At 72.0% G+C, this 22,343-nt stretch carries 13 protein-coding genes; all 13 read left to right on the top strand.

Annotated elements, in window-relative coordinates; translation table 11 throughout:
* Positions 1 to 293 precede the first annotated feature (293 nt).
* The 13 genes from J2850_RS24255 (at position 294) to J2850_RS24195 (ending at position 22,329) form a co-directional block, all read left to right on the top strand.
* Positions 294 to 5,480, top strand: a complete 5,187-nt coding sequence (locus J2850_RS24255) for a two-partner secretion domain-containing protein (protein WP_246513493.1) — start codon at positions 294 to 296, stop codon at positions 5,478 to 5,480.
* 238 nt (positions 5,481 to 5,718) lie between these two features.
* Positions 5,719 to 6,237 carry a class I SAM-dependent methyltransferase gene (locus J2850_RS24250; protein ID WP_209987612.1) on the top strand — a complete coding sequence of 173 codons (519 nt, stop codon included), beginning with the start codon at positions 5,719 to 5,721 and terminating at the stop codon, positions 6,235 to 6,237.
* A gap of 182 nt (positions 6,238 to 6,419) precedes the next feature.
* The gene (locus tag J2850_RS24245; protein ID WP_209987611.1) at positions 6,420 to 9,482 is read left to right on the top strand and encodes an ABC transporter transmembrane domain-containing protein; all 3,063 of its coding nucleotides are present in this window, start codon (positions 6,420 to 6,422) and stop codon (positions 9,480 to 9,482) included.
* Positions 9,483 to 9,635: 153 nt separating this feature from the next.
* Entirely contained in the window at positions 9,636 to 11,453 is a 1,818-nt protein-coding gene (locus J2850_RS24240) for a dipeptide ABC transporter ATP-binding protein (protein WP_209987609.1), read from the top strand.
* The gene (locus J2850_RS24235; protein WP_246513491.1) at positions 11,450 to 13,399 is read left to right on the top strand and encodes an ABC transporter substrate-binding protein; all 1,950 of its coding nucleotides are present in this window, start codon (positions 11,450 to 11,452) and stop codon (positions 13,397 to 13,399) included. The genes J2850_RS24240 and J2850_RS24235 overlap by 4 nt, the downstream gene beginning before the upstream one ends.
* A 7-nt stretch (positions 13,400 to 13,406) precedes the next feature.
* The gene (locus J2850_RS24230) at positions 13,407 to 14,432 is read left to right on the top strand and encodes an ABC transporter permease (protein WP_209987605.1); all 1,026 of its coding nucleotides are present in this window, start codon (positions 13,407 to 13,409) and stop codon (positions 14,430 to 14,432) included.
* Positions 14,429 to 15,583, top strand: coding sequence for an ABC transporter permease (locus J2850_RS32260; RefSeq protein ID WP_209987602.1), 1,155 nt, complete (start codon positions 14,429 to 14,431; stop codon positions 15,581 to 15,583). The genes J2850_RS24230 and J2850_RS32260 overlap by 4 nt, the downstream gene beginning before the upstream one ends.
* 289 nt (positions 15,584 to 15,872) lie before the next feature.
* A complete protein-coding gene (locus tag J2850_RS24220) occupies positions 15,873 to 17,216 on the top strand; it encodes a glycosyltransferase family protein (RefSeq protein WP_209987599.1) in 1,344 nt (447 codons plus the stop codon).
* 182 nt (positions 17,217 to 17,398) lie between these two features.
* The gene (locus tag J2850_RS24215) at positions 17,399 to 18,622 is read left to right on the top strand and encodes a glycosyltransferase (protein WP_417281591.1); all 1,224 of its coding nucleotides are present in this window, start codon (positions 17,399 to 17,401) and stop codon (positions 18,620 to 18,622) included.
* On the top strand, positions 18,619 to 19,773 hold the full coding sequence (locus J2850_RS24210) for a glycosyltransferase family 4 protein (RefSeq protein WP_307354520.1): 1,155 nt from the start codon (positions 18,619 to 18,621) through the stop codon (positions 19,771 to 19,773). The genes J2850_RS24215 and J2850_RS24210 overlap by 4 nt, the downstream gene beginning before the upstream one ends.
* Positions 19,770 to 20,372 carry a histidine phosphatase family protein gene (locus J2850_RS24205; protein WP_209987593.1) on the top strand — a complete coding sequence of 201 codons (603 nt, stop codon included), beginning with the start codon at positions 19,770 to 19,772 and terminating at the stop codon, positions 20,370 to 20,372. The genes J2850_RS24210 and J2850_RS24205 overlap by 4 nt, the downstream gene beginning before the upstream one ends.
* Positions 20,363 to 21,574: a glycosyltransferase family protein gene (locus tag J2850_RS24200; protein WP_307354519.1), complete on the top strand. Its 1,212-nt coding sequence runs from the start codon at positions 20,363 to 20,365 to the stop codon at positions 21,572 to 21,574. The genes J2850_RS24205 and J2850_RS24200 overlap by 10 nt, the downstream gene beginning before the upstream one ends.
* On the top strand, positions 21,571 to 22,329 hold the full coding sequence (locus J2850_RS24195) for a polysaccharide deacetylase family protein (RefSeq protein WP_209987590.1): 759 nt from the start codon (positions 21,571 to 21,573) through the stop codon (positions 22,327 to 22,329). Before J2850_RS24200 ends, J2850_RS24195 begins: the two co-directional genes overlap by 4 nt.
* Positions 22,330 to 22,343 lie beyond the last annotated feature (14 nt).

The following is a 22,343-nucleotide window of genomic DNA, read 5'->3' as shown; positions in this document are numbered from 1 at the left end:
GTACCGGAAGAAGCGTTACCGGTAACGCAAATCCCGCCCAGGCGTTACCGGTAACGCTTCCGGCGTCCGCCGCCCGCGTTTCAGCACCATGACCAAACCGAAACAGGCCGACACCACTTTCGGATTTGCGGCCGGAAGGCTGGCCGCTAGAATGTTTAGTATGCATGGGCATTGCCGATGGGCGATGCCGCACAGCGCCGGGGACGTTCGCAGAGGTCGGTGGGGGAATGGGGAAGTCGGGTGAACCTTGCAGGCTGCCGCCGGACCGGTCGGCGGCGCGGCACCGGATCGGGTTGCGTCGCAGCACGGCACTGGCCGGAGCCGCCGGACTGTTCATCCTCGTCGCCGGCCCTTCCGCTCCGGCCCTGGCCAACCCGGCGGGCGGATCGGTCACCGAGGGCAGCGCCACCATCCGGCCGGGGGCGCCCGGCAGGCTCGACATCATCCAGACGACGTCGAAGGCGGTGATCGACTGGCGGAGCTTCGGCATCGGCGAGGGCGAGCACACCGACTTCCGGCAGCCGGATGCCGGTGCCGTCACCCTCAACCGCGTCGTCGGCCCCGATCCCTCGGCCATCCTGGGACGGCTGACCGCCAACGGCCAGGTGTGGCTGGTCAACCCGAACGGCATCCTGTTCGGCCCGAACGCACGGGTCGACGTCGGCGGGCTGATCGCCACCACGCACGACATCCGCAACGACGACTTCATGGCCGGCCGCTACCGCTTCGAAGGGAAGGCGGGTGCCACCGCCACGGTGGAGAACGAAGGTGCCATCACCGTCGCGCAGGCCGGGCTGGCGGCGCTGGTGGCCCCCGGCGTGTCCAACCGCGGCACCATCACCGCCCGCCTGGGCGAGGTGTCGCTCGCCTCCGGGCGGCGTTTCGTCGTCGACCTGTTCGGCGACCAGAAGATCAATCTCGCCGTCGACGCCAAGACCGACGCGACACCGGTCGGGGCCGACGGCAAGCGCGTCAAGGCGCTGGTCGAGAACAAGGGCAGGATCTTCGCCGACGGCGGCCGGGTGCAGGTGACGGCGGCGGCGGCCAAGGGCCTCGTCGACCGTGTCGTCAACATGTCCGGCACCGTCCAGGCCCGACGTGTCGAACAGCAGGGCGGCGACATCGTGCTGCTGGGCGACGGCGGCGAGGTGGAGGTCTCCGGCACGCTCGATGCCGCCGGGAGCGGGCCGGGACAGACCGGCGGATCGGTGACCGTGTCCGGCGCCCGCACGGCGCTGGCCGCCACCGCCAGGATCAACGCCTCGGGGATGGCCGGGGGCGGCGAGGTGCTGGTCGGCGGCGACGTGCAGGGGGGCAGGGCGGCGGCGGCGGCGCTGGCGGGCTACGGCATCCGCCCGGCCCGCAAGCCGGTGCCGCCCTCGGCGGTGACGGTGGTGGCCGACGGTGCCGCCATCAAGGCCGACGCCACCGGCAGCGGCAAGGGCGGCAAGGTGGTGGTGTGGGCGGACGAGCGGACGCGCTTCGACGGCACCATCTCGGCCCGCGGGGCCACGGCGGGAGGAGACGGCGGCTTCGTCGAAACCTCGGGCAAGCTGTCGCTGCAGGTGCGGGGAAGGGTCGATGCCGGCGCCCCGGCGGGGAAGGCGGGGTCCTGGCTGCTCGACCCGTCCGAGGTCATCATCGGCACGGGTCCCGGAGAAGAGGATCCCGGCGGCGGAGAGTCCGGTCCCTCCCCCCCGTCGCCCACCTTCATCGCCCCGGCGACGATCGAGTCGGCGCTGAACCTCGGGACCAACGTCACCATCCAGACCGTCTCGGCCGACGAGGGCAGCGGCGACATCATCGTCAGCGAGGCCATCCACAAGACGGCCGGTGGCGGGGCGTCACTGACGCTGACGGCCGACCACAGCATCTATGTCAACAACAGCATCATCTCGACCGCGGGTGCGCTCGACCTGACGCTGGATGCGGCGGCTGCCCCCATCAACCCGGACTTCATCGTCGACGGGTTCGTGCGGATCACCGGCTCGCCCGGCCGCAAGACCGAGATCGACACCAACGGCGGCCGGATCATCGTCGGCGGCGGCAGCGCGCCCGAGACGATGGCGGCGGTCGGCAGCTATGACGGCGCCGCCGTCCAGGCGGACAGGGCCGGCGTGGAGATCAGGCATGCAACCCTCGACAGCGGGGCCGGCGCCATCACCATCAACGGCAAGGGCGGCGAGAACTTCGGCGACGGCAATCACGGCATCGTCCTGACCCACAGCACGCTGAAGACAACCGGTGGACCGATCACGCTGAGCGGGCGGGGCGGCAACCCCAGGGAGGTCGGTGCCGCCGGCGGCATCGTGGTGGAGGGATCGACGATCGACTCCACCGACGGCGCGGTGACGCTCACCGGCGCCGGACGCGGCTTCGGCTTCGGCAGCTTCGGCGGCGGGGAGGCGATCCGGGTCGACGGCATGTTCCTCGACGACGTGTTCATCCGTTCGGCGATCACCGGCCGCGGCACCGCCTCGATCCGGCTGGCCGGACAGGCGAACGACGAATCCGACATCGTCGTCTCGTCCACGGACCTGGGCGCCGGCACCGGCGGCCTTGCCATCGACGCGAGGCGCAGCCTGTCGATCAGCGATGCGGCCATCGCCGCCGCCGGGGCGGTGACGCTCCGGGCCAGGGAGGACATCGAGCTTCAGGCCAGCCAAGTGACCACGACCGGCGCGTCCGTCCTGCTCAACAGCAACAGCAACGGCGGGGAGAAGGGCGGCGCCATCCTGATGGCCGGGAGCGGGATCGAAACCGGCGGCGGGGCCATCACGCTGGGTGGCGGGACCGATCCGCTGGCCATGCCGGCCAAGGGCGGCGACATCCTGACGGCCGGCGTGACCCTGGAGGACAGCGGCCTGTCTTCGGGAGGCGGCGCCATCGCCATCACCGGCGAAGGGGTGGAGTATGAAGAGCATGGAGGGTTCGGCGCCCGGATGGCGGCGCGGACCCTGTATGGCGGGCAGGCATACGGGGTTTCGCTCAGCGGCCTCACCGGCATCGATGCCGGGGACGGCCGGGTGGCGATCCGCGGCAGGTCGGTTGCCCGGGCCGGCGTCACCGCGGGCGTCCTGATCGAGGCGACGGGGGCGGGTGCGCCGTCCATCGTGGCGCGCTCCGGCGCTGCCGACGCCATCAGGATCGAGGGCGATGCCGGCAGCGCCGATGCCGACGAAGCCTGGGGTCTCCACATCCTCGGCAGCGCCTCGTTCAGGGGAGTCGGCGGGATCTCCCTCTTCGGCAGGGCGGGGCATTCGACCAGTGCCAAAGAGGTCGCCGGCATCGGCCTCGACGCCGATGGCGCGATCACGTTCGATGCCAGTGCCGGCCCGGTGATCCTGCGGGGCGAGGCCGGCACCGGCCCGAATGCCGTCGGCACGCGCCGGGTCGGCACCGTGACCGTCGCCAGCGCCCCGCCGCCACCTCCAGCGCCGCAGCCATCCCCGCCGGTAACGCCGCCGGTCATCACCACGCCGGTGTCGCCACCGGTGTCACCTCCCGTTTCGCCGCCACCGCCACCGTCTCCTCCCACCCCGCCGCCGGCACCGCCGTCTCCTCCCGTGCCACCATCTCCACCGCCGCCCCCGCCTCCGCCGGTCGTCGGCGACACCGGCGGCACGGGCGGCACGGGCACGACGGTGCCTTCAAGCCCGTCGCAGACCGGTACCGGCAGTCCGGTCACCGGCATCGCCGACAACCGGACCGTCCAGGCGGCCCTGCAGACGGTGGCGCAGGTCACGGCCGCTGGTCCCGCCGCATCCGTGCCGGGTATGGGGGTGGATTCGGCGAGCGGGCCGGCCAGGCCGGCTAGGCCGGTCGACGGCACGGCAGGCGATGGGCGATCGGCTTCCGCCTTCCTGGCCGGGTTGGAACAGGGCGACCGCAGGCCACCCGGGGCGCCGCCCTCGCCGCCGCCATCTCCGCCGCCATCTCCGGGACCACCATCTCCGGGACCGGTGACGGTGGCGCTGCCGTCCGGCCGTTCTGTCAGCTACAGCGGCGCGGCGGCCGAAGCCCATGCCACGGGCGCCACCCTGTGGCAGCCGGGACCGCAGCTCCTCGCCTCGCCCCAGGTGCAGGCCGCCGCCGGCTCGCTGATCCAAGCCGCCGGCAACGGCGGCATGGCGCAGGCGGTGACGGCGCTGGCGACCGGTGGCCTGTCGCTGGCCGAACAGCGCGCCGTGCTGGTTGGCGTTCCGGTCCCGACGCTGATCGCCGGGTTGACCTCCAGCAGCGATCCGGTCGCGGCCCGCGTCGGCGGCATCCTGCAGAACACCGCTGCCGGCCAGCCCGGCGGCTATGCCGAGGTGCGCGCCACGGTGGTCCAGGCGACGCTGCCGCCATCGGTCGCGCGCACCTATCTCGCCATGGTCCAGCGGGTGGAGCGCGAGGTCCGGACCCGCACCCTGGCGCCGGCGATCCGCCAGCTCGTCGCCGACCCGGCGGCGGCGGACATGTTCGGCCGGCCGGGGGCCATGCCGTCGGTGCCCAGCCTGCGCCAGGCACAAGGCGCGCGCACCCGCGGCGGCACCATGACGCTGCGCGGCATCGTCGCCGACAGCTCCAACCTCGCGGAAGCGCGGGTGAACGGGCGTTGGGTCTTCATCGACGACCAGGGGCAGTTCCGCACCAGCATTCCGGTCGAGCCCGGAGCGACCGAGGCCAGGCTGACCCTGACCGACGAGGAGGGCAAGACCACCGAGAAGCTCATCAAGGTCGATCCCGACGCCGCCGCCGAGCCGTCGGCACCCGCCAAGCCGCGCAAGATCGCGCTGATGATCGCGGTGGACAGCTACCGCGACAGCGCCATCCCGGCGCTCGCGACGCCGGACGCCGACACCCGCGCGGTGGGGCAGGCGCTGGCGCAACGCCTGGGGTACGAGACCCGCGTGCTGCGCAATCCGACCAAGGCGGAGATCGGCGACGCGCTGCGCCGGCTCGGCCGCGAAGTGAAGGAGCAGGACCAGGTGATGGTCTATTATGCCGGCCACGGCTATGAGCTGGCGGAGACCGGCACCGGCTACTGGCTGCCGGCCGATGCGGAAACGACCAGCGCCCGCAACTGGGTGTCGAACAACGACCTCGGCCGCTTCCTCAGCCGCATGCCGGCCAAGCATGTGATGGTGGTGTCCGACAGTTGCTACTCGGGCGCCTTCACCAAGGAGCAGAAGATCGACGCCGGCCGGCTGGGCAGCCAGGAGGATATCCGGCAGCGGCGGTCCGTGATGGCACTCTCGTCGGGCGGCGACGAGCCGGTGGCCGACGGCGACGTGAACTCCCCCTTCGCCTCGGCGCTGGTCAAGCGGGTGAGCATGCTGCCCCGGGACAGCAACGGCTTCTCCCTCTATGGACAGGTCCGCGACGACGTGACGGCCGAGGCGCCGCAAACCCCGCAATATGGCGTGATCAAGGCCGCCGGCTATGACGAGGGCGGCGACTTCCTGCTCGACGTGCCGGCGCCGGCGATCAACTGAGCGCCCGCCCAAGCCCATGCCCCACGGCTATCGCATATGGCTCCCTCTCCCCGGGCTCTCAGCGGATCCTTGATCCGCCTGACGCCGTCGGCACAAACGAAGTTTGTGCGAGAGGCGGGAGAGGGCGATTATCGCCATATGCGATCGCCCTGGCCGCATGCCGTGATTCGTCTCGACGGCGGCGGCGGCAGATTCCAAACTGGGGCTGGAGTTTGCGAGAACGGGAGGGGAGGGGCCGATGACCACCGCTGGCGCGCCGCTGGACGGGCGTTCGCTACTGGAGCGCATGATCGACCGGCTGACCATGCAGCGCGATGCGTTGGGCTGGGCGGAGGGTGCCGTCTCCGGGCAGGAGGGGATGGTGCTGGAGATCGGGCTGGGCAAGGGGCGCACCTTCGATCACCTGCGCCGGCTGTTCCCGCCGTGGGACATCCTGGTCTTCGACATGTGGGTGCGGGTGCCGCCGGAGCTGACGCCCGAGGAGGACCGCCTGTTCGTCGGCGACTTCCAGCAGACCCTGCCGGCGGCTGCCGGCCGTTTCGGCCGCTGCGCCCGGCTGGCCCATGCCGATTTCGGCAGCACCGACGGCGGCCACGACGCGCGCCAGGCCGCCTGGCTGGCCCCGCTGATCGGCGCGATGATGCGTCCGGGCGGCATCGTCCTGTCCGACCGGCCGCTGGACCAGCCCGGCTGGACGGCCGTCGACCTGCCGGTCCGCGGGCGGTGGACCTACCATGCCTGGCGGGTGGACGGCTGAGGTTGGCGGGAGAGGGGCAGCGCGATAGGGACAGCGGGATGGGGGACGGCCGGATTGCCGACTGGAAAAAGTGCCGCTCAAGCCAATCTTCCTCCAGCCCGCAAGGGCCGGCCCGCGCCGGCCGGCGCGGGGGATGCGCGCAACCGAAGCGGCCACAGGCGCCGCGACGCTGAAGGCCGTTGATGAACCGGAACATCTTTCATTTCATCTGGGAGCATAGCGGCCGCCAGCAGATCGTGCTGGCCCTGCTGACCATCGCCTCCTTCCCCGTGCTCTACGCCTCGCTGGAACTGCCGAAGATCATCATCAACCGGGCGATCTCCGACCCGCAGCCGGAACGCGACATCCTCGGCTTCAGCCTGGGGCCGGTGTCGTATCTCCTGGTCCTGTGCGTCGGCTTTCTGGCTCTGGTGCTGGCCAACGGCGCCTTCAAGATGCGCATCAACACCTACAAGGGGGTGGTCGGCGAACGGCAGGTGCGGCGCCTGCGCTACATCCTGCTGGAGCGCATGCTGCGCTTCCCGCTGCCCCACTTCTCCAAGGTCAGCCAGGGCGAGCTGATCTCCACCATCACCGCCGAGACCGAGCCTTTGGCCGGCTTCATCGGCGACTCCTTCGCGCAACCGCTCTACCAGGGCGGCACGATGCTGACGATCCTGCTGTTCCTGTTCATCCAGCAGCCGACCATCGGCCTGGTTTCGGTCGCGCTGATCCCGGTCCAGGCCTACATCATCCCGAAACTCCAGATCAAGGTGAAGCAGCTCGGCAAGGAGCGGGTCAAGAAGGTCCGGCAGCTTTCGGAGCGCATCGGCGAAAGCGTGGAGAACGTCCGCGAAATCCGCGTCAACGGCACTGTCCGCTATTCGATGGCGGAGTTTACACAGTTCCTCGGCAGCATCTACTGGATTCGCCTGGAGATCTACAAGAGAAAGTATTTCGTAAAGTTCCTCAATAACTTCATCAACCAGATCACACCGTTCTTCCTGTTCTCGATCGGCGGATACCTGGTGCTGCAGGGTGATCTGACGATCGGCGCCCTGGTGGCGGCGCTGTCCGCTTTCAAGGATCTGACGGCACCCTGGAAGGAGCTGCTCGACTACTACCAGAACATGATCGACGCGCAGATCAAGTACGAACAGATTTCCGACCAGTTCTCGCCGCCCTTCCTGTTCGACTGGCACCCGGCGACACCGCAGACGCCGACCGACCTGCGCGCTCCCCTGCGGCTGGAGGCGGTGTCCTGGGCCAACGAGTACGGCGACCGCATGCTGAACCGCCTGTCGCTGGAGGTGCCGGCGGGCGCCATGGTCGGCATCGCCGGCACCAACGCCCTGGCGTTGCGCCGTCTGGCCGAACTGCTGGTGCGACTGTCGCCGCCGACCTCCGGCCGCATCCAGATCGGCAGCCTGCCGCTCGACGAGGTGCCGCTGGAACTGCTGGGCAAGCGGATGGCCTATGCCAGCCCGGAGCCGCGCATGTTCAACGGCAGCATGATGCAGAACATAACCTACGGGCTGCGTCACCGCCCGCCGCCCGACGATCCCGCCACCATGTCGCCGGCCCGCCGCCGCGAGATCATCGAGGCCGAGGCATCGGGCAACTCCACCGACAGCATGGACGGGATCTGGACCGATTTCGCCATGATCGGCGCATCCGACTGGAAGAGCCTGCGCCCCTGGTTCATGCAGTGCCTCGCCGCCACCGGCGGCGAGGCGCAGGTCTACCAGCGCGGCCTGCGCGAGGTCTTCGACCCCGACGACTACCCCTTCGTCGCCGAGCCGCTGCTGCGCGCCCGCCACTGGCTGCGGGACGCGATCGCGGAACGCGGGCTGGAACACCTGCTGGCCCGCTTCGACCGCGACCGCTTCAACCCCTACGCCAGCCTGGCCGAGAACATGCTGTTCGGGCTGCCGGACGGCAAGCGGCTGACGGTCGCCCGCATGGTCACCGACCCGGCCATCCGGGCGCTGATGGAGGCGCACGGCCTGTGGGACGCCGCCGTGCGCATCGGGCGGCGCTTCGCCATGCGGGTGGTGTCGGTCTACCGCGGCAGCGCCGACGGCGACGTCATGATCATGCGCTATCCGCACATGGACGACGCCCTGTTCGAGGAACTGGTGGAAGCGGTGACCCGCCTGAAGCGCCGCAGCGAACGGCCGCAGCGCCGGCACCAGGAGGCCGACACGCTGCTGTTCGCCACCATGTTCCTGATGATCGTGCCCAAGCGCGACGGTGCCGATTTCGTCCAGCCGGCCGAGCGCGAGGCGATCATGACGATCCGCCGCCGGCTGCTCGACGAACTGCCGCAGGAGCTGCGCGACAAGGTCGCGGTGTTCGAGCCGGACCTGTACCATCCGCGGCTGAACGTGATGGACAACCTGCTGTTCGGCCGCATCACCAGCGAGGATCCCCGCGCAATCACCCAACTGCGCGCCCTGGTGGACGAGGCGCTGGAGCGCACCGACGCCCGCGCCTTCGTGCTGATCCTGGTGGCGCTGGGCGAGGTCGGCATCGGCGGCTCGCTGCTGCCGATCAGCGTCCGCCAGCGGATCCAGCTCATCCGCGGGCTGATGAAGAAGCCGGACATTTTCGTGATCTATCAGGCGCTGAACAGTTACGATCCGGAGGAGCGGATGCGCATCTTCCTGCGGATGAAGGAGCTGTTGCCGACGATGACCCTGATCGTCCTGGAAGAGCGGATCGGCGACAATCCCGCCTACGATGCGATCTACGACCTGGAGGAGGGCCGTCTGGTGCGCCGCGGCCAGCAGGGCGCCGCACCCGACGAGGACACCGTGGCGGGCGAGGCCGGAGACACCGACGAGCCGGCGCTGCGCCTGCTGTCGCGCTCGTCGGTCTTCTCCGACCTGCCGGAGAGGGTGCTGCGCCGCCTGCTGGCGGGTGCGGACTGGCGCAACGTCGCCGAAGGCGACTTCATCTACCGCAGCGGCGAGCCGTCGGAATTCGTCTTCGTCCTGGCCGACGGCGAGGCGGAGCAGGTGCGGCTGATGCCGGACGGCCAGCCGCCGCTGCACATCGCCTTCATCAAGCCGCCCGAGGTGTTCGGCGAGCTGGAACTGCTGGCCGGCGTGCGCCGCTTCTCAACCATCCGGGCGCGGACGCATCTCCGCCTGCTGCGGATCGACGGCGCGACGATCCAGCACCTGATGCCGTCCGTCCCCGACCTGCCGATGCGGGTCATCCAGCAGGTCGGCAAGCGGCTGACCAGCGAGGCGCCGCCATGAGGCGCACCGGCACGGCCGGGCCGGGGGCGGGGCGCAAGCACATCGAAACGTCATGAAGACCGGCCATTATCCGGCCGCGGCTCACCCCGCCACCGGGCATGCGGTCACGGGAACCGGCGAGAGAGGAAGGGCGATGGGGCGGGGCGACGCACGATGCTGAAGGTGGAGAACCTGTCGATCCGGTTCCGCCGCTCGACCATGCCGCGGCCGGTGGTGGACGGCGTCGGGTTCGGCGTGCGCGCGGGCCAGAGCGTCGCGCTGGTCGGAGAGTCCGGCTCGGGCAAGACGCTGACCTGCCGCAGCATCCTCGGCATCCTGCCCCGCGGTGCCGAGGTGTGCGGCGGCTCCATCCTGTTCGGGGACCGGGACGGGAACGGCGGCGACGGCGGCCCCGTCGACCTGCTGCGGCTGTCGCGGGCCGGGTTGCGCGCCATCCGCGGCAGCCGGATCTCGATGATCTTCCAGGAGCCGATGAGCGCGCTGTCGCCGCTCCACACCATCGGCGACCAGACCATGGAGGTCCTGCGGCTGCACGGCCACTGCGACCGCACCGTCGCCCGCACCCGCTGCCTGGCGATGTTCGAGCGGGTGGGCTTCCCCGATCCGGTGCGCGCCTTCCGCTCCTATCCCTTCCAGCTTTCGGGCGGCCTCCGCCAGCGTGCGATGATCGCCATGGCGATGGTCGCACGCCCGCGCCTGCTGATCGCCGACGAACCGACGACCGCGCTCGACGTCACCCTCCAGGCGCAGGTCCTGGCGCTGATCAAGGAATTGCAGGGCGAAACCGGCATGGCGGTGCTGCTGGTCACCCATGACCTCGGCGTCGTCGCCAACATGGCCGACGCCGTGGTGGTGATGCGCGCCGGACGCGTGATGGAATCGGGCTGCACCGCCGATGTGCTGGGCCGGCCGCTGCACGGCTACACCCGCAAGCTGATCGCCGCCGCCCCCGGCATCCCCGCGGCCTTCGCCGCCGCTCCCGAAGCGGCGGCAGCGGCGGCGGAAGCGGCAGCGGCGGAGGAGGAGGACGCCATCCTCCAATTCCGCGGCGTCAGCAAGACCTTCGAGCGGGGGTCGACGCGGGTGCGGGCGCTCGACGGCGTCGACCTGTCGATCCGCCGCGGCGAGACGCTGGCCATCGTCGGCGAGTCCGGATCCGGCAAGACGACGCTGGCGCGGCTGGCCATGCTGGCCGACCGCCCCGATCCCGGCGGCACCCTGCTGTTCCGGCCGCAGGCGGGCACCCCGCCGCTCGACCTGCTCGCGGCGTCCGGCCCGGAACTCACCGCCTATCGCCGCCTGGCGCAGATGGTGTTCCAGGACCCCTACGCCTCGCTGAGCCCGCGGATGAGCGTCGGCGAGATCATCGCCGAGCCGCTGGCGATCCATGACGTCTGCGACCGGGCCGAGCGGCGCGCCCGGGTGCGGGCGCTGATGGCGCAGGTCGGGCTGGACCCGTCCTGGACCAGCCGCTACCCGCACGCCTTCTCCGGCGGCCAGCGCCAGCGCATCGGCATCGCCCGCGCCCTGGCGCTCGATCCCCGGCTGCTGATCTGCGACGAACCGACCTCGGCACTCGACGTGTCGGTCCAGGCGCAGGTGCTGGACCTGCTGGAGGCGATCAAGGAGAGGCTCGGCCTCAGCCTGATGTTCATCTCGCACAACCTCGCGGTGGTGGCGCGGCTGGCCGACCGTGTCGCGGTGATGCGGGCCGGACGCATCGTGGAGGAGGCGCCGCCGGCCGCCCTGTTCTCCGCCCCGCTGCATCCCTATACCCGCGCGCTGATCGCCGCCTCGCCGGAGCCCGACGTCCACCGGCCGATCGACGTCGCCACCGTGGCGCTCGGCGCCGGCAAACCCGACCTGTGGCCCGAGCCCTTCCGCCCGGACGCCGACGGCAGGCCACCGTCGCTGGTCGAATGGTCCCCCGGCCATTTCGTCCGGCGGCACGCCGAAAGGCGGGCGGCATGAGCCATCCCAAAGCCCTCCTCGCGGCGCTGCTCCTATTGTCGGTCCCGGCAGGCCCGGCCGCCGCCTTCACGCCACAGGAGCCGGCGCTGCTGCGCGACGAGGTGACCTACGGCCTGCTGCCGCCGGTCCGCCAGCGCATGCCGGATGAACCGCTGGTCGTCGACCTCGAAGCCAAGGAGCGCGAGGCCGGACGGTCCGGCGGCTGGATCCGCACCTTCATCACCCAGCGGCGCAACAGCCGGATCGCCGTGCTCTACGGCTATGCCCGCCTGGTCGGCTACAACGACAAGCGCGAGCTGGTGCCCGACATCGCAAAGTCGGTGGCGGTCGAGGAGGGGCGCGACTTCACGCTGACGCTGCGCGCCGGCCACCGCTGGTCCGACGGCGCCCCCTTCACCAGCGACGACATCCGCTACTGGTGGGAGGACATCGCCAACAACCCGATGCTGTCGCCGTCCGGCCCGCCGCGCTTCATGCTGGTGAACGGCAAGCCGCCGGAGGTCAGCTTCCCCGACGCGGTCACCGCCCGCTTCCGCTGGGAGGAGCCGAACCCCTATTTCCTGCCGACGCTGGCCGCCGCCCGGCCGCCCTTCATCTACCGCCCGGCCCATTACCTGAAGCAGTTCCACGCCCGCTACACCCCGGAGACGACGCTGGCGCCGCTGCTGGCCAGGTACAAGGTGCGGAACTGGGCGGCGCTGCACAACCTGCTCGACGACATGTTCCGGATGGAGAATCCGGACGAGCCGACGCTGCAGCCCTGGATGGTGCTGTCCAAGGGAACCGGCAACCACCTGCTGTTCCAGCGCAACCCCTACTATCACCGCTTCGACAGCCACGGCATGCAGCTTCCCTACACCGACGGGCTGGACGTCTCGGTGATGGGGGCCGGGCTGATCCCGGCGCAGGTCGCCACCGGCAAGGCCGACCTCCAGGCCGAGGGGCTGACCTTCTCCCAGGTGCCGGTGCTGGTGGCGGGGGAGAGGGGCGGCAACTACCGCACCCTGCTGTGGCCGGAGGGCAAGGGGGCGGAGATCGCGCTCTATCCCAACCTGAACTACAACGACCCGGTCTGGCGCGCGCTGCTGCGCGACGTCCGCTTCCGCCGCGCCCTGTCGCTGACCGTCGACCGGCGGATCATCAACCGCTCGCTGTTCTTCGGGCTGGCACGCGAGAGCGGCGTCGGCGTCCTGCCGGACAGCCCGCTCTACGACCCGCAGCGCACCGGCGAATGGACGGGCTACGACCCGCAGCGGGCGGCCGCACTGCTGGACGAGATCGGGCTGGAACGGCCGCGCGGCGCGCTCTACCGGCAACTGCCCGACGGGCGGCCGCTGGAGGTGATCGTCGAGACGTCCGGCGAGAAGCCCGAGATCACCGACGCCCTGCAGATCATCGCCGAGACCTGGCGCGACATCGGGGTCAGGCTGCTGGTGCGCACCGTCGACCGCGACGTGCTGCGCAACCGCGTCTATGCCGGGCAGACGATGATGGCGGTGTGGGGCGGCTGGGACAACGGCGTTCCGGACGCCGACAGCAGCCCGGAGGAACTGGCGCCGATGACCCAGGAGAATTTCAGTTGGCCGAAATGGGGCCAGTACTACCAGACCTCCGGCGGTGCCGGCGAAGCGGTCGACCTGCCCGTGGCGGCGGAGCTGATGGATCTGGCCCATCGCTGGCGCCTGACCACCGACAAGGCGGAGCGCCGCGCCCTGTGGACGCGGATGCTGGACATCCAGGCCGACCAGGTCTTCGCCATCGGCGTGGTGTCGGAGACGCCGCAGCCGATCGCCGTGTCGAACCGGCTGCGGAACGTTCCGGAAAAGGGTCTGTGGCTGTGGGATCCCGGCGCCTATCTCGGCGTCTACCGGCCCGACGAGTTCTTCTTCGCCGATGCCCGGCCGGCCGATCCGGACCCCGTCGGCATCCACCGCCGGGAGGATTGACGCCCCCATGCTGCGATTCATCCTTCGCCGCCTGCTGGTGATGATCCCGACGCTGGCCGTGGTCTCGATGCTGATCTTCGTCGTCATCAACCTGCCGCCCGGCGACTACCTGTCCAACCAGATCGCCGAGCTGCGGGCCACCGGGCAGGAGGCCGGCTTGGCGAAGGCGGAGTTCCTGCGCCACGAATATGCGCTCGACCGGCCGATCGCCGAGCAGTACCTGATCTGGATCGGCGTCTGGCCCGGGCCGAACGGCTTCAACGGCCTGCTGCAGGGCGACCTCGGCTGGTCCTTCGAGTTCAACAAGCCGGTCTCCGAGGTGATCGGCGAGACGCTGTGGTTCACCGTCATCCTCAACGTCGCCGCCGTCCTGTTCGTCTACCTGATGTCCTTTCCGCTGGGGGCGCTGGCGGCGATCCGCGCCAATAGCTGGGTCGACTACCTGGCCGCCGCCATCGGCTACATCGGGCTGGCGACGCCCAACTTCCTGCTGGCGCTGATCCTGCTCTATTATGGCCAGAAATGGCTGGGCCTGCCGATCGGCGGGCTGGTCGACGCCCGATACGAGGACCAGCCGCTGAGCTGGGCCAAGGTCGGCTCGGTGCTGCAGCACCTGATCGTGCCGACCATCGTCATCGGCCTGTCGGGCACGGCGGCGATGGTGCGGCGGCTGCGGGCCAACCTGCTGGACGAGCTGGGCAAGCCCTACGTCGTCACCGCCAAGGCCAAGGGCGTGCCGCCGGTCCGCCGGGTCGTCCGCTATCCGCTGCGCATGGCGCTCAACCCCTTCGTCTCGGACATCGGCTCGCTGCTGCCCTCGCTGGTGTCGGGATCGGTGCTGATCTCGGTCGTGCTCAGCCTGCCGACCATCGGCCCGGCGCTGCTGGAGGCGCTGCGGGCGCAGGACATCTTCCTGTCGGGCTTCATCCTGATGTTCATCTCGCTGCTGGTGCTGGTCGGCATGCTGATCTCCGACATCGCGCTCGCGCTTCTGGACCCGCGCATCCGGCTCGGCAAGGGGAGGCGGTCGTGAGCGAGAGTCCCGAGCATTACGTCGACACCAGGCCCTATCCCGACCCGGAGGGCGCCGGCGCGGCGACCCGCTTCGACCCCGTGGCCTCGAACCGGCGGCTGATGCTGCGGCGTTTCCTGCGCCACCGGCTGGCGGTGCTGTCGGCGCTGTTCCTGGGGCTGTCCTACCTCAGCCTGCCCTTCGTCGACTTCCTGGTTCCCTACGGCGCCAACCAGCGCGACGTCGAGCATCTCTACGCCCCGCCGCAGGCCGTCCACCTGTTCCACGAGGGAAGCTTCGTCGGCCCCTTCGTCTATCCGACCAGCGGGCACCCCGACCTGAAGGACTATCGCTGGCGCTACGAGGTGGACGAGAGCCGGCCGATGCCGCTGCGCTTCCTGTGCCCCGGCGCGCCCTACCGCTTTCTGGGGCTGGTGGACGCGGAGGTCCGGCTGGTCTGCCCGCCGCCGGGAGCCTCGCTGCACCTGCTGGGCACCGACCGGCTGGGCCGCGACATGCTCTCCAGGCTTGCCATCGGGGCGCAGCTTTCGCTGACCGTCGGTCTGCTCGGCATCGCCGTGTCCTTCGCCATCGGCATCACGCTGGGCGGAATGGCCGGCTATTTCGGCGGCTGGATCGACGCCGGCGTGCAGCGCCTGTCGGAGATCCTGAAGTCGCTGCCGGAGCTGCCGCTGTGGCTGGCCCTGTCGGCGGCCGTGCCGGCGCAATGGAGCCCGGTGACGGTGTTCCTGTGCATCTCCGTCATCCTCGGCCTGCTCGACTGGCCGTCGCTGGCCCGCGCCGTGCGCTCCCGTTTCCTGGCGCTGCGCGAGGAGGATTTCGTCATGGCGGCGGAGCTGATGGGCGCGTCGCCGGCGCGGATCATCCGCCGCCACCTGCTGCCCAACTTCGCCAGCCACCTGCTGGCCAGCGCCACCCTGTCGATCCCCTCGATGATCCTGGGCGAGACGGCGCTGTCCTTCCTCGGCCTCGGCCTGCGGCCGCCGGCGACGAGCTGGGGGGTGATGCTGAACGACGCCCAGAACCTGATGGCGGTGGAAACCTATCCTTGGGTGTCATTGCCGATGGTGCCGGTGATCCTGGTAGTCTTGTCCTTCAATTTCCTCGGCGACGGCCTGCGTGACGCGCTCGACCCCTACCATGACGACTGACGCGCCGCAGGGCGGACCGCCGCGCGCCGGCCATGCCGGCGCAAGTGCCGGTGCAGGTGCGGCGGCACATAGGTGGGTTGCCTTGACCCGGCCGGCCTTCGGCGTGATGTATGGCGCGATCCATGTGAGGCGTGTTATCCAGGCTGAAGCGCCACCGCGGGCGCCTGGACCACGACGCGCAACCACCGGGACCGGTCCGGTCCTCCACCAAGCACCGACAAAGAGCACAGCAATTTGATCTGCGAAGGCTTTTCGGTTCCGACTCCTTGCTGAAGCGGAGTGTCCGAGCATGCACCAGCCCCTGGCCGGCCTTCGGTCCCCCAATCGCGACCGGACACCGCCGCGAATCCTCCTCTACAGCCACGACACCTTCGGGCTGGGCCACCTGCGGCGGTCGCGCACGATCGCCCAGGCACTGGTGTCGACCTTCCCCGGCGCCTCGGCGCTGATCATCACCGGGTCCCCGGTGGCCGGGCGCTTCGATTTTCCGGAGCGGGTCGACCATGTCCGGCTGCCCGGCGTGGTGAAGCTGCAGGACGGCGGCTACACCGCCCGCAACCTCGGCCTGCCGATCGAGGAGACCACGGCGATCCGGGCGGAGATCATCCGGGCGACCGCGCGCGCCTTCCGCCCGACTCTGGCCATCGTCGACAAGGAGCCGACCGGCCTGCATGGCGAGTTCCTGCCGGCCCTTGAGGAGATGAGGGCCGCCGGCGGCACCCGTGTCGTCCTCGGGCTGCGCGACGTGCTCGACGCGCCCGAGGTGCTGCAGCCGGAGTGGGAGCGCAAGGAGGCGCTGGCCGCCGTCGCCCGCTATTACGACCAGCTTTGGGTCTACGGCCTGTCGGAGGTCTACCGTCCGCTCGACGGGCTGGACCTGCCGGAGGACATCGCCGCACGGGTGCGCTACACCGGCTATCTCCGGCGCGAGGGCGCCGAAGGCGGCGGGCGGCGGCAGGCCGGGCCCTATGTGCTGGTGACGCCCGGCGGCGGCGGCGACGGCGCGGCGCTGGTGGACTGGACCATCGCCGCCTACGAGGCCGACCCCACCCTGGCCCCGCGCGCCCTGATCGTCTACGGCCCCTTCCTCGACGATGTCCGCAAGCGCGAGTTCGCGCGGCGCATCCGCCGCCTGAAGGGCCGGGTGGAGGCTCTCGACTTCCATTCCCGCATGGAGGAGCTCTATGCCGGCGCGGTCGGGGTGGTGGCGATGGGCGGCTACAACACCTTCTGCGAGATCCTGTCCTTCGACAAGCCGTCGGTGCTGGCCCCGCGCACCCGTCCACGGCTGGAGCAGCGCATCCGCGCCGAGGCGGCGGAGGCGCTGGGCCTGCTGCGCACCCTCGACCACGACCGCGACGGCGGCGACCCGCGGGTGATGGGGGAGGCGATCCACGCGCTGGCCAGCCAGGCGCCGCCGTCGGCGAGCCCGCTGCCCGGACTGCTCGACGGGCTGGAGCGCATCGCCGAACTGACCTGCGAGCTGCTCGACTGGGAGCGGTCCGGCGAACAGTCCAGCGAACAGTCCGACGGCCAATGCGCCGGGCAGCCTCCCGGACAGCGACGGGCGGTCACGCCGCTCCGCCGCGCCGCCGCGCGCCTGTCACGGGCGGCGATGGGCAAGCGGGCGTGATGACGGTTCCACCCGAGCCCACCCCGTCCCAATCCGCATTGCCGCCATCCGCCTTGTCCGAAGTCGTTTTGCCCGAAGCCGCCTTGCCCGAAGCCGTTTTGTCCAGTTCCGCGGCACGCTCCGGCGCCCGGCCGTCTCCCACCTCCGGTCCGGCGGCGGCCGGCGGAAGGCCGCGGGTCGCCGTGGTGGTGAAGGGGTATCCGCGCCTGTCGGAAACCTTCATCGCCCAGGAGCTGCTGGCCTTCCAGGAGCGCGGGATCGATCTGGCGATCTGGTCGCTGCGCCACCCCACCGACACGCGCCGCCACGCGCTGCACGAGCGCATCACCGCCCCGGTCCACTACCTGCCGGAATATCTGCACGACGAGCCGGGGCGGGTCCTGCGGGCGCTGGGGACCCTGGCCGCCCGCCGTCCGCTGCGGCTGGCGCGGGCGGTCGCGGCGTGGCTGCGCGATTTGGCCCGCGATCCGACGGCCAACCGCGGGCGCCGGTTCGGGCAGGCGCTGGTGCTGGCGGCGGAGCTGCCACGCGACGTCCCCTTCCTCTACGCCCATTTCCTGCACACCCCGGCCTCGGTCGCCCGCTACGCCGCCGCCATCCGCGGCATCGGCTGGGGCTTCTCCGCCCACGCCAAGGACATCTGGACCACCCCGGACTGGGAGAAGCGCGAGAAGCTGGCCGAGGCGCGGTTCGGCGCCACCTGCACCGCGGTGGGGGCCGCCCACCTGCGGGGGCTGGCCGCGGAGCCGGGCCGGATCGACCTGGTCTATCACGGCCTCGACCTCTCCCGCTTCCCGCCGCCGCCGGACCGGGCCGGCGGCGCGGCGCGCGACGGCTCCGCGCCCGACCGGGCGGTGGAGATCCTGTCGGTGGGCCGGCTGGTGGAGAAGAAGGGATACGACCGGCTGCTGGACGCCCTGGCGCTGCTGCCGCCCGGCCTCCATTGGCGGCTGGTGCATATCGGGTCCGGCGACCTGAAGCCGGCGCTGCGGGCGCAGGCCGAACGGCTGGGGCTGGCCGGCCGGATCGACTGGCGCGGCGCGCAGGACCAGGCAACGGTGATCGGGGCGCTGCGGCAGGCCGACCTGTTCGCGCTGACCAGCGTGGTGGCCGGCGACGGCGACCGCGACGGCCTGCCCAACGTGCTGATGGAGGCGGCGAGCCAGGAGCTGGCGATCCTGTCGACCCCGGTGTCGGCGATCCCCGAATTCATCGACGACGGCGTCCACGGCCTGCTCGCCGACGGCACGCCACCCGGCATCGCCGACGCGCTGTCCCGCCTGATCGCCGACCCGGCGCTGCGCCTGCAACTGGGCGAAGCGGCCCGCCGCCGCCTGTGCGCCGAGTTCGGCATGACCGCCGGCATCGACCGCCTGGTCCGCCGGCTGGAGGAGGAGGTGGCGTGACCGGGCAGAGCACCGGACAGGCAGGTGGCCCAGCAGATGGGATGCGGGTGGCCTTCTATGCGCCATTGAAGCCGGTCGACCATCCCGTTCCCTCCGGCGACCGGCAGATGGCGCGGCTGATCCTGCGCGCCCTGGAGCGGGGGGGCCGGCAGGCGGAGGTGGCGAGCGGCCTGCGCGTCTATGACGGGGCCGGCGACGCCGGGGCGCAGGCACGCCTGCGCGCGGCGGCGGCGGCGGAGCGGGAGCGGCTGCTGGCGCTCTACCATGCCGAGCCGCGGCGGCGGCCGGACCTGTGGCTGAGCTACCATGTCTATTACAAGGCGCCCGACCTGATCGGCCCGGCGGTGGCGCGCAGCCTCGGCATTCCCTATGTGGTGGCCGAGGCGACGCGGGCCCGCAAGCGCCTGTCCGGCCCGTGGGCCGGCTTCGCCGCGGCGGCGGAGGAGGCGGTGGCGGCGGCCGACCTCGTGCTCTGCGTCAGCGCGCGCGACCGCGAGGCGGTGGAGGCCTACGGACCGCCCGGCCAGCGGGTGGCGATGCTGCCCCCCTTCCTCGACCTGCCGCCGGCACCGCCGCCGGGGCTTCGGCCGCCTCCCGGCGCGCCGCCGCGCCTGCTGACCGTCGCCATGATGCGGCCGGGCGACAAGCTGGCCTCCTACCGGCTGCTGGCCGACGCGCTGGCGCTGGTGGCCGGCCGGCCCTGGCGGCTCGACATCGTCGGCGACGGTGCGGCGGCGGCGGAGGTGGAAGCGTTGTTCGCCCGCTTCGGCGACCGGGTGCGGCGTCATGGCGCCTGCGCGCCGGAGGCGCTGGCCGCCCGCTACCGCGAGGCCGACCTCCTGGCATGGCCCGGCCTGAACGAGGCCTTCGGGATGGTCTATCTGGAGGCGCAGGCCCATGCCGTCCCGGTGGTCGCGGTCGACAATGCCGGGACCGGCACGGTGGTGCGCGACGGCATCGGCGGGCGGCTGACCGGGCCGGCGGCGGCGGATTTCGCCGCGGGGCTGGCCGGGCTGCTGGACGACCCGGCGGCGCTGGCGGCGCTCGGCCGCGGCGCCCGTGCCCATGTCGAGGCGCATCACGGGCTGGATGCGGCGGCCGGGCGGCTGGCGGGCCTGCTCGGCGACCTGTGCGGACGGGCGGCGGCATGATCCGGCTGGCCTTCCTCCGGCACGGCGTCACGGTGTGGAACCGCGAGGGACGCATCCAGGGCCGCACGGACATCCCGCTGGACGAGGAGGGTCGCGAGCGTGTCGGCCGGCGCGTCCTGCCCGACGGCTGGCGCGACGCCGTTCTGCATGCCAGCCCGCTGTCGCGCGCGGTGGAAACCGCAGGGCTTCTGGCCGCCGGGCGCCCAATCCGCACCGACGCACGGCTGGTCGAGATGGACTGGGGCGACTGGGAGGGCCGGCGCGGCGTCGACCTGCGGGCCGACCCGGCCAGCGGCTACCGCGATTTGGAGGAGTGGGGCTGGGACTTCCGCCCGCCCGGCGGCGAGAGCCCGGCCGACGTGCGCGGCCGGCTGGGCGGCTGGCTGGCGGAGCGGGCGGGGGAGGGCGCGCCCGCGCATCTGGTGGTCACCCACATCGGCGTGATCCGGGTGGCGCTGGCGCTGGCCTGGGGCTGGGACTTCCGCGGCCCGCCGCCGCTCCTGGTCAAGCGGGACCGGCTCTACGCCATGACGCTCGCCGACGACGGGACCCTGCGCCCGGCCGGCGGCCCGGACGGGGAGCGCCTGCCGTGCCGCTGAGGCCGAAGCGCCTGATGATCGTCGTCACCCACCTGCTGGGCACCGGCCATCTCAGCCGCGCCCTGGCGCTGGCGGACTCCTTCGCCGGTGCCGGCTGGGCGGTGGATGTCGTCAGCGGCGGCCGCCCCGCCCCGCATCTGGGCGATGGCCAGGGAACGGGCGGGACGACCCTGCACCAGTTGCCGCCGCTCGCCAGCGACGGCGCCGATTTCTCGACGCTGCTGGCCGCCGACGGCGCCCCGGCCACCGCCGGGCTGTTCGCGGCGCGGGCGGCGATGCTCGGCGCCCTGTTCGACGCGCTGCGCCCCGACGTGCTGGTGACCGAGCTGTTCCCCTTCGGCCGCCGGGCGCTGACCGCCGAGTTCGACGCGCTGCTGGAGCGCGCACGCGCCGCCGGCCGGCCGCCGCTGGTGCTCGCCTCGGTCCGCGACATCCTGGCGCCGCCGTCCAAGCCGGCGCGGGTGGCGGAGACGGAACGGCGGCTGCTCCGCCTCTACGACGGGGTACTGGTCCATTCCGATCCCGCCGTGGTGCCGCTGGAGGAGAGCTGGCCGCTGACGGCGGCGATGATGCCGCTGCTGCGCTACACCGGCTTCGTGGTGCCGCCGCCGCCAGCGGCCGCCGCCGGAACCGACGGGCAGGGCGAGATCCTGGTGACCGCCGGCGGTGGACCGGTCGGCCGTGCGGTCTTCGAGGCCGCCGCCCGCTGCGCCGCCCTCTGCGCCGCCCTCTGGGCCGCCGGCGATTTGGAACCCGGCTCCCTGCCGCCGCTGCGCTGGCGCCTGCTGGTCGCCAGGGGGGATGAGGCGCTGGCCGACCGGCTGCGGGCGCTGGCCCCGCCGGAGCGGCTGCTGGTCGAGCCGGTCCGCCCCGACTTCCGTGCCCTGCTGGGACGCGCCGCCGCCGCGGTCGGGCGCTGCGGCTACAACACGGCGCTGGACTGCCTGACCGCGGGCGTCCCCAGCGTCTTCTGCCCCTTCGAGGACGGCCGGGAGGTCGAGCAGACCATCCGCGCCACCCTCCTGGCCCGCCGCCCCGGCATCGCCATGCTGCGCGAGGCCGACCTGACGCCGGACAGCCTCGCCCGGTCGCTGGGCGCCGTCCTTGGGACACGGGTGGCCCCGCTCGCCCCGTCGTCGCTGGCGGGTGCTGCACGCAGCGTCGAAATCGTCGAGGACATGCTGGCGGAGCGCCGATCATGACCGGGTGGACCGCGGTGGAGGAGGAGTTGGCGCGCTGGAGCGCCGAGGGCCGCCGCTGCCGGATGTGGCTGCGCGACGACGACGCGGTGGCGGCAAGCCCGGAGCTGGAACGGCTGCTGCGGCGCTGCGCCGGGGCGGACGTGCCGCTGGGCCTCGCCGTCATCCCGGCCGATGCCGCCTCCTCGCTCGCCGACGCGCTGGCCGGGCAGGCGCATGCGTTTCCCCTGGTCCATGGCTGGGCGCACGCCGATCATGCCGGCCCTGCCGGCAAGAAGTGCGAATTCGGCCCGCAGCGGCCCGGCGCCGTGCGGCAGGCCGAGGCGGCGCGCGGCCTCGACCGGCTGCGGGCGCTGTTCGGCGGCCGGCTGCTTCCCCTGTTCGTGCCGCCGTGGAACCGCATGGCCCCCGACATGCCGGAGCTGCTGGCCGGCGCCGGCTACCGCGCCGTCTCCGCCTTCGGCGCGCCGCCGTCCGGGGGGGGCGGCATCGCCTGGATCAACACCCATCTCGACCTGATCGACTGGCGCGGCAGCCGCTCCGCCGTCCCGCTGGAGGATCTGCTGGCCGCCCTCGCCCGCGAGCTGCGGCAGCGGCGCGAGGGGCCGCGGGACGGGACCGAACCCATCGGCCTGCTGACCCACCACCGCGTCCACGACGCGGCGATCTGGGACCTGCTCGACCGCCTGCTCGACCGGTTGGCCGGCCACCCGGCGCTGGATTGGCCGCCGGTCTCCGCCCTGATGCCCGGCGAATAGCGAGACGGCCGGGT

It is taken from the genome of Azospirillum picis, from assembly GCF_017876115.1.
In the GTDB taxonomy this organism is placed as follows: domain Bacteria; phylum Pseudomonadota; class Alphaproteobacteria; order Azospirillales; family Azospirillaceae; genus Azospirillum; species Azospirillum picis.
This window is presented reverse-complemented; position numbering and strand designations above follow the sequence as displayed.

Bases quoted from the DNA above. Each gene is read 5' to 3' on its own strand.
- J2850_RS24250 (WP_209987612.1), top strand. From the start codon at position 5,719: ATGACCACCGCTGGCGCGCCGCTGGACGGGCGTTCGCTACTGGAGCGC.
- J2850_RS24245 (WP_209987611.1), top strand. From the start codon at position 6,420: ATGAACCGGAACATCTTTCATTTCATCTGGGAGCATAGCGGCCGCCAG.
- J2850_RS24240 (WP_209987609.1), top strand. From the start codon at position 9,636: ATGCTGAAGGTGGAGAACCTGTCGATCCGGTTCCGCCGCTCGACCATG.
- J2850_RS24235 (WP_246513491.1), top strand. From the start codon at position 11,450: ATGAGCCATCCCAAAGCCCTCCTCGCGGCGCTGCTCCTATTGTCGGTC.
- J2850_RS24230 (WP_209987605.1), top strand. From the start codon at position 13,407: ATGCTGCGATTCATCCTTCGCCGCCTGCTGGTGATGATCCCGACGCTG.
- J2850_RS24220 (WP_209987599.1), top strand. From the start codon at position 15,873: ATGCACCAGCCCCTGGCCGGCCTTCGGTCCCCCAATCGCGACCGGACA.
- J2850_RS24205 (WP_209987593.1), top strand. From the start codon at position 19,770: ATGATCCGGCTGGCCTTCCTCCGGCACGGCGTCACGGTGTGGAACCGC.
- J2850_RS24195 (WP_209987590.1), top strand. From the start codon at position 21,571: ATGACCGGGTGGACCGCGGTGGAGGAGGAGTTGGCGCGCTGGAGCGCC.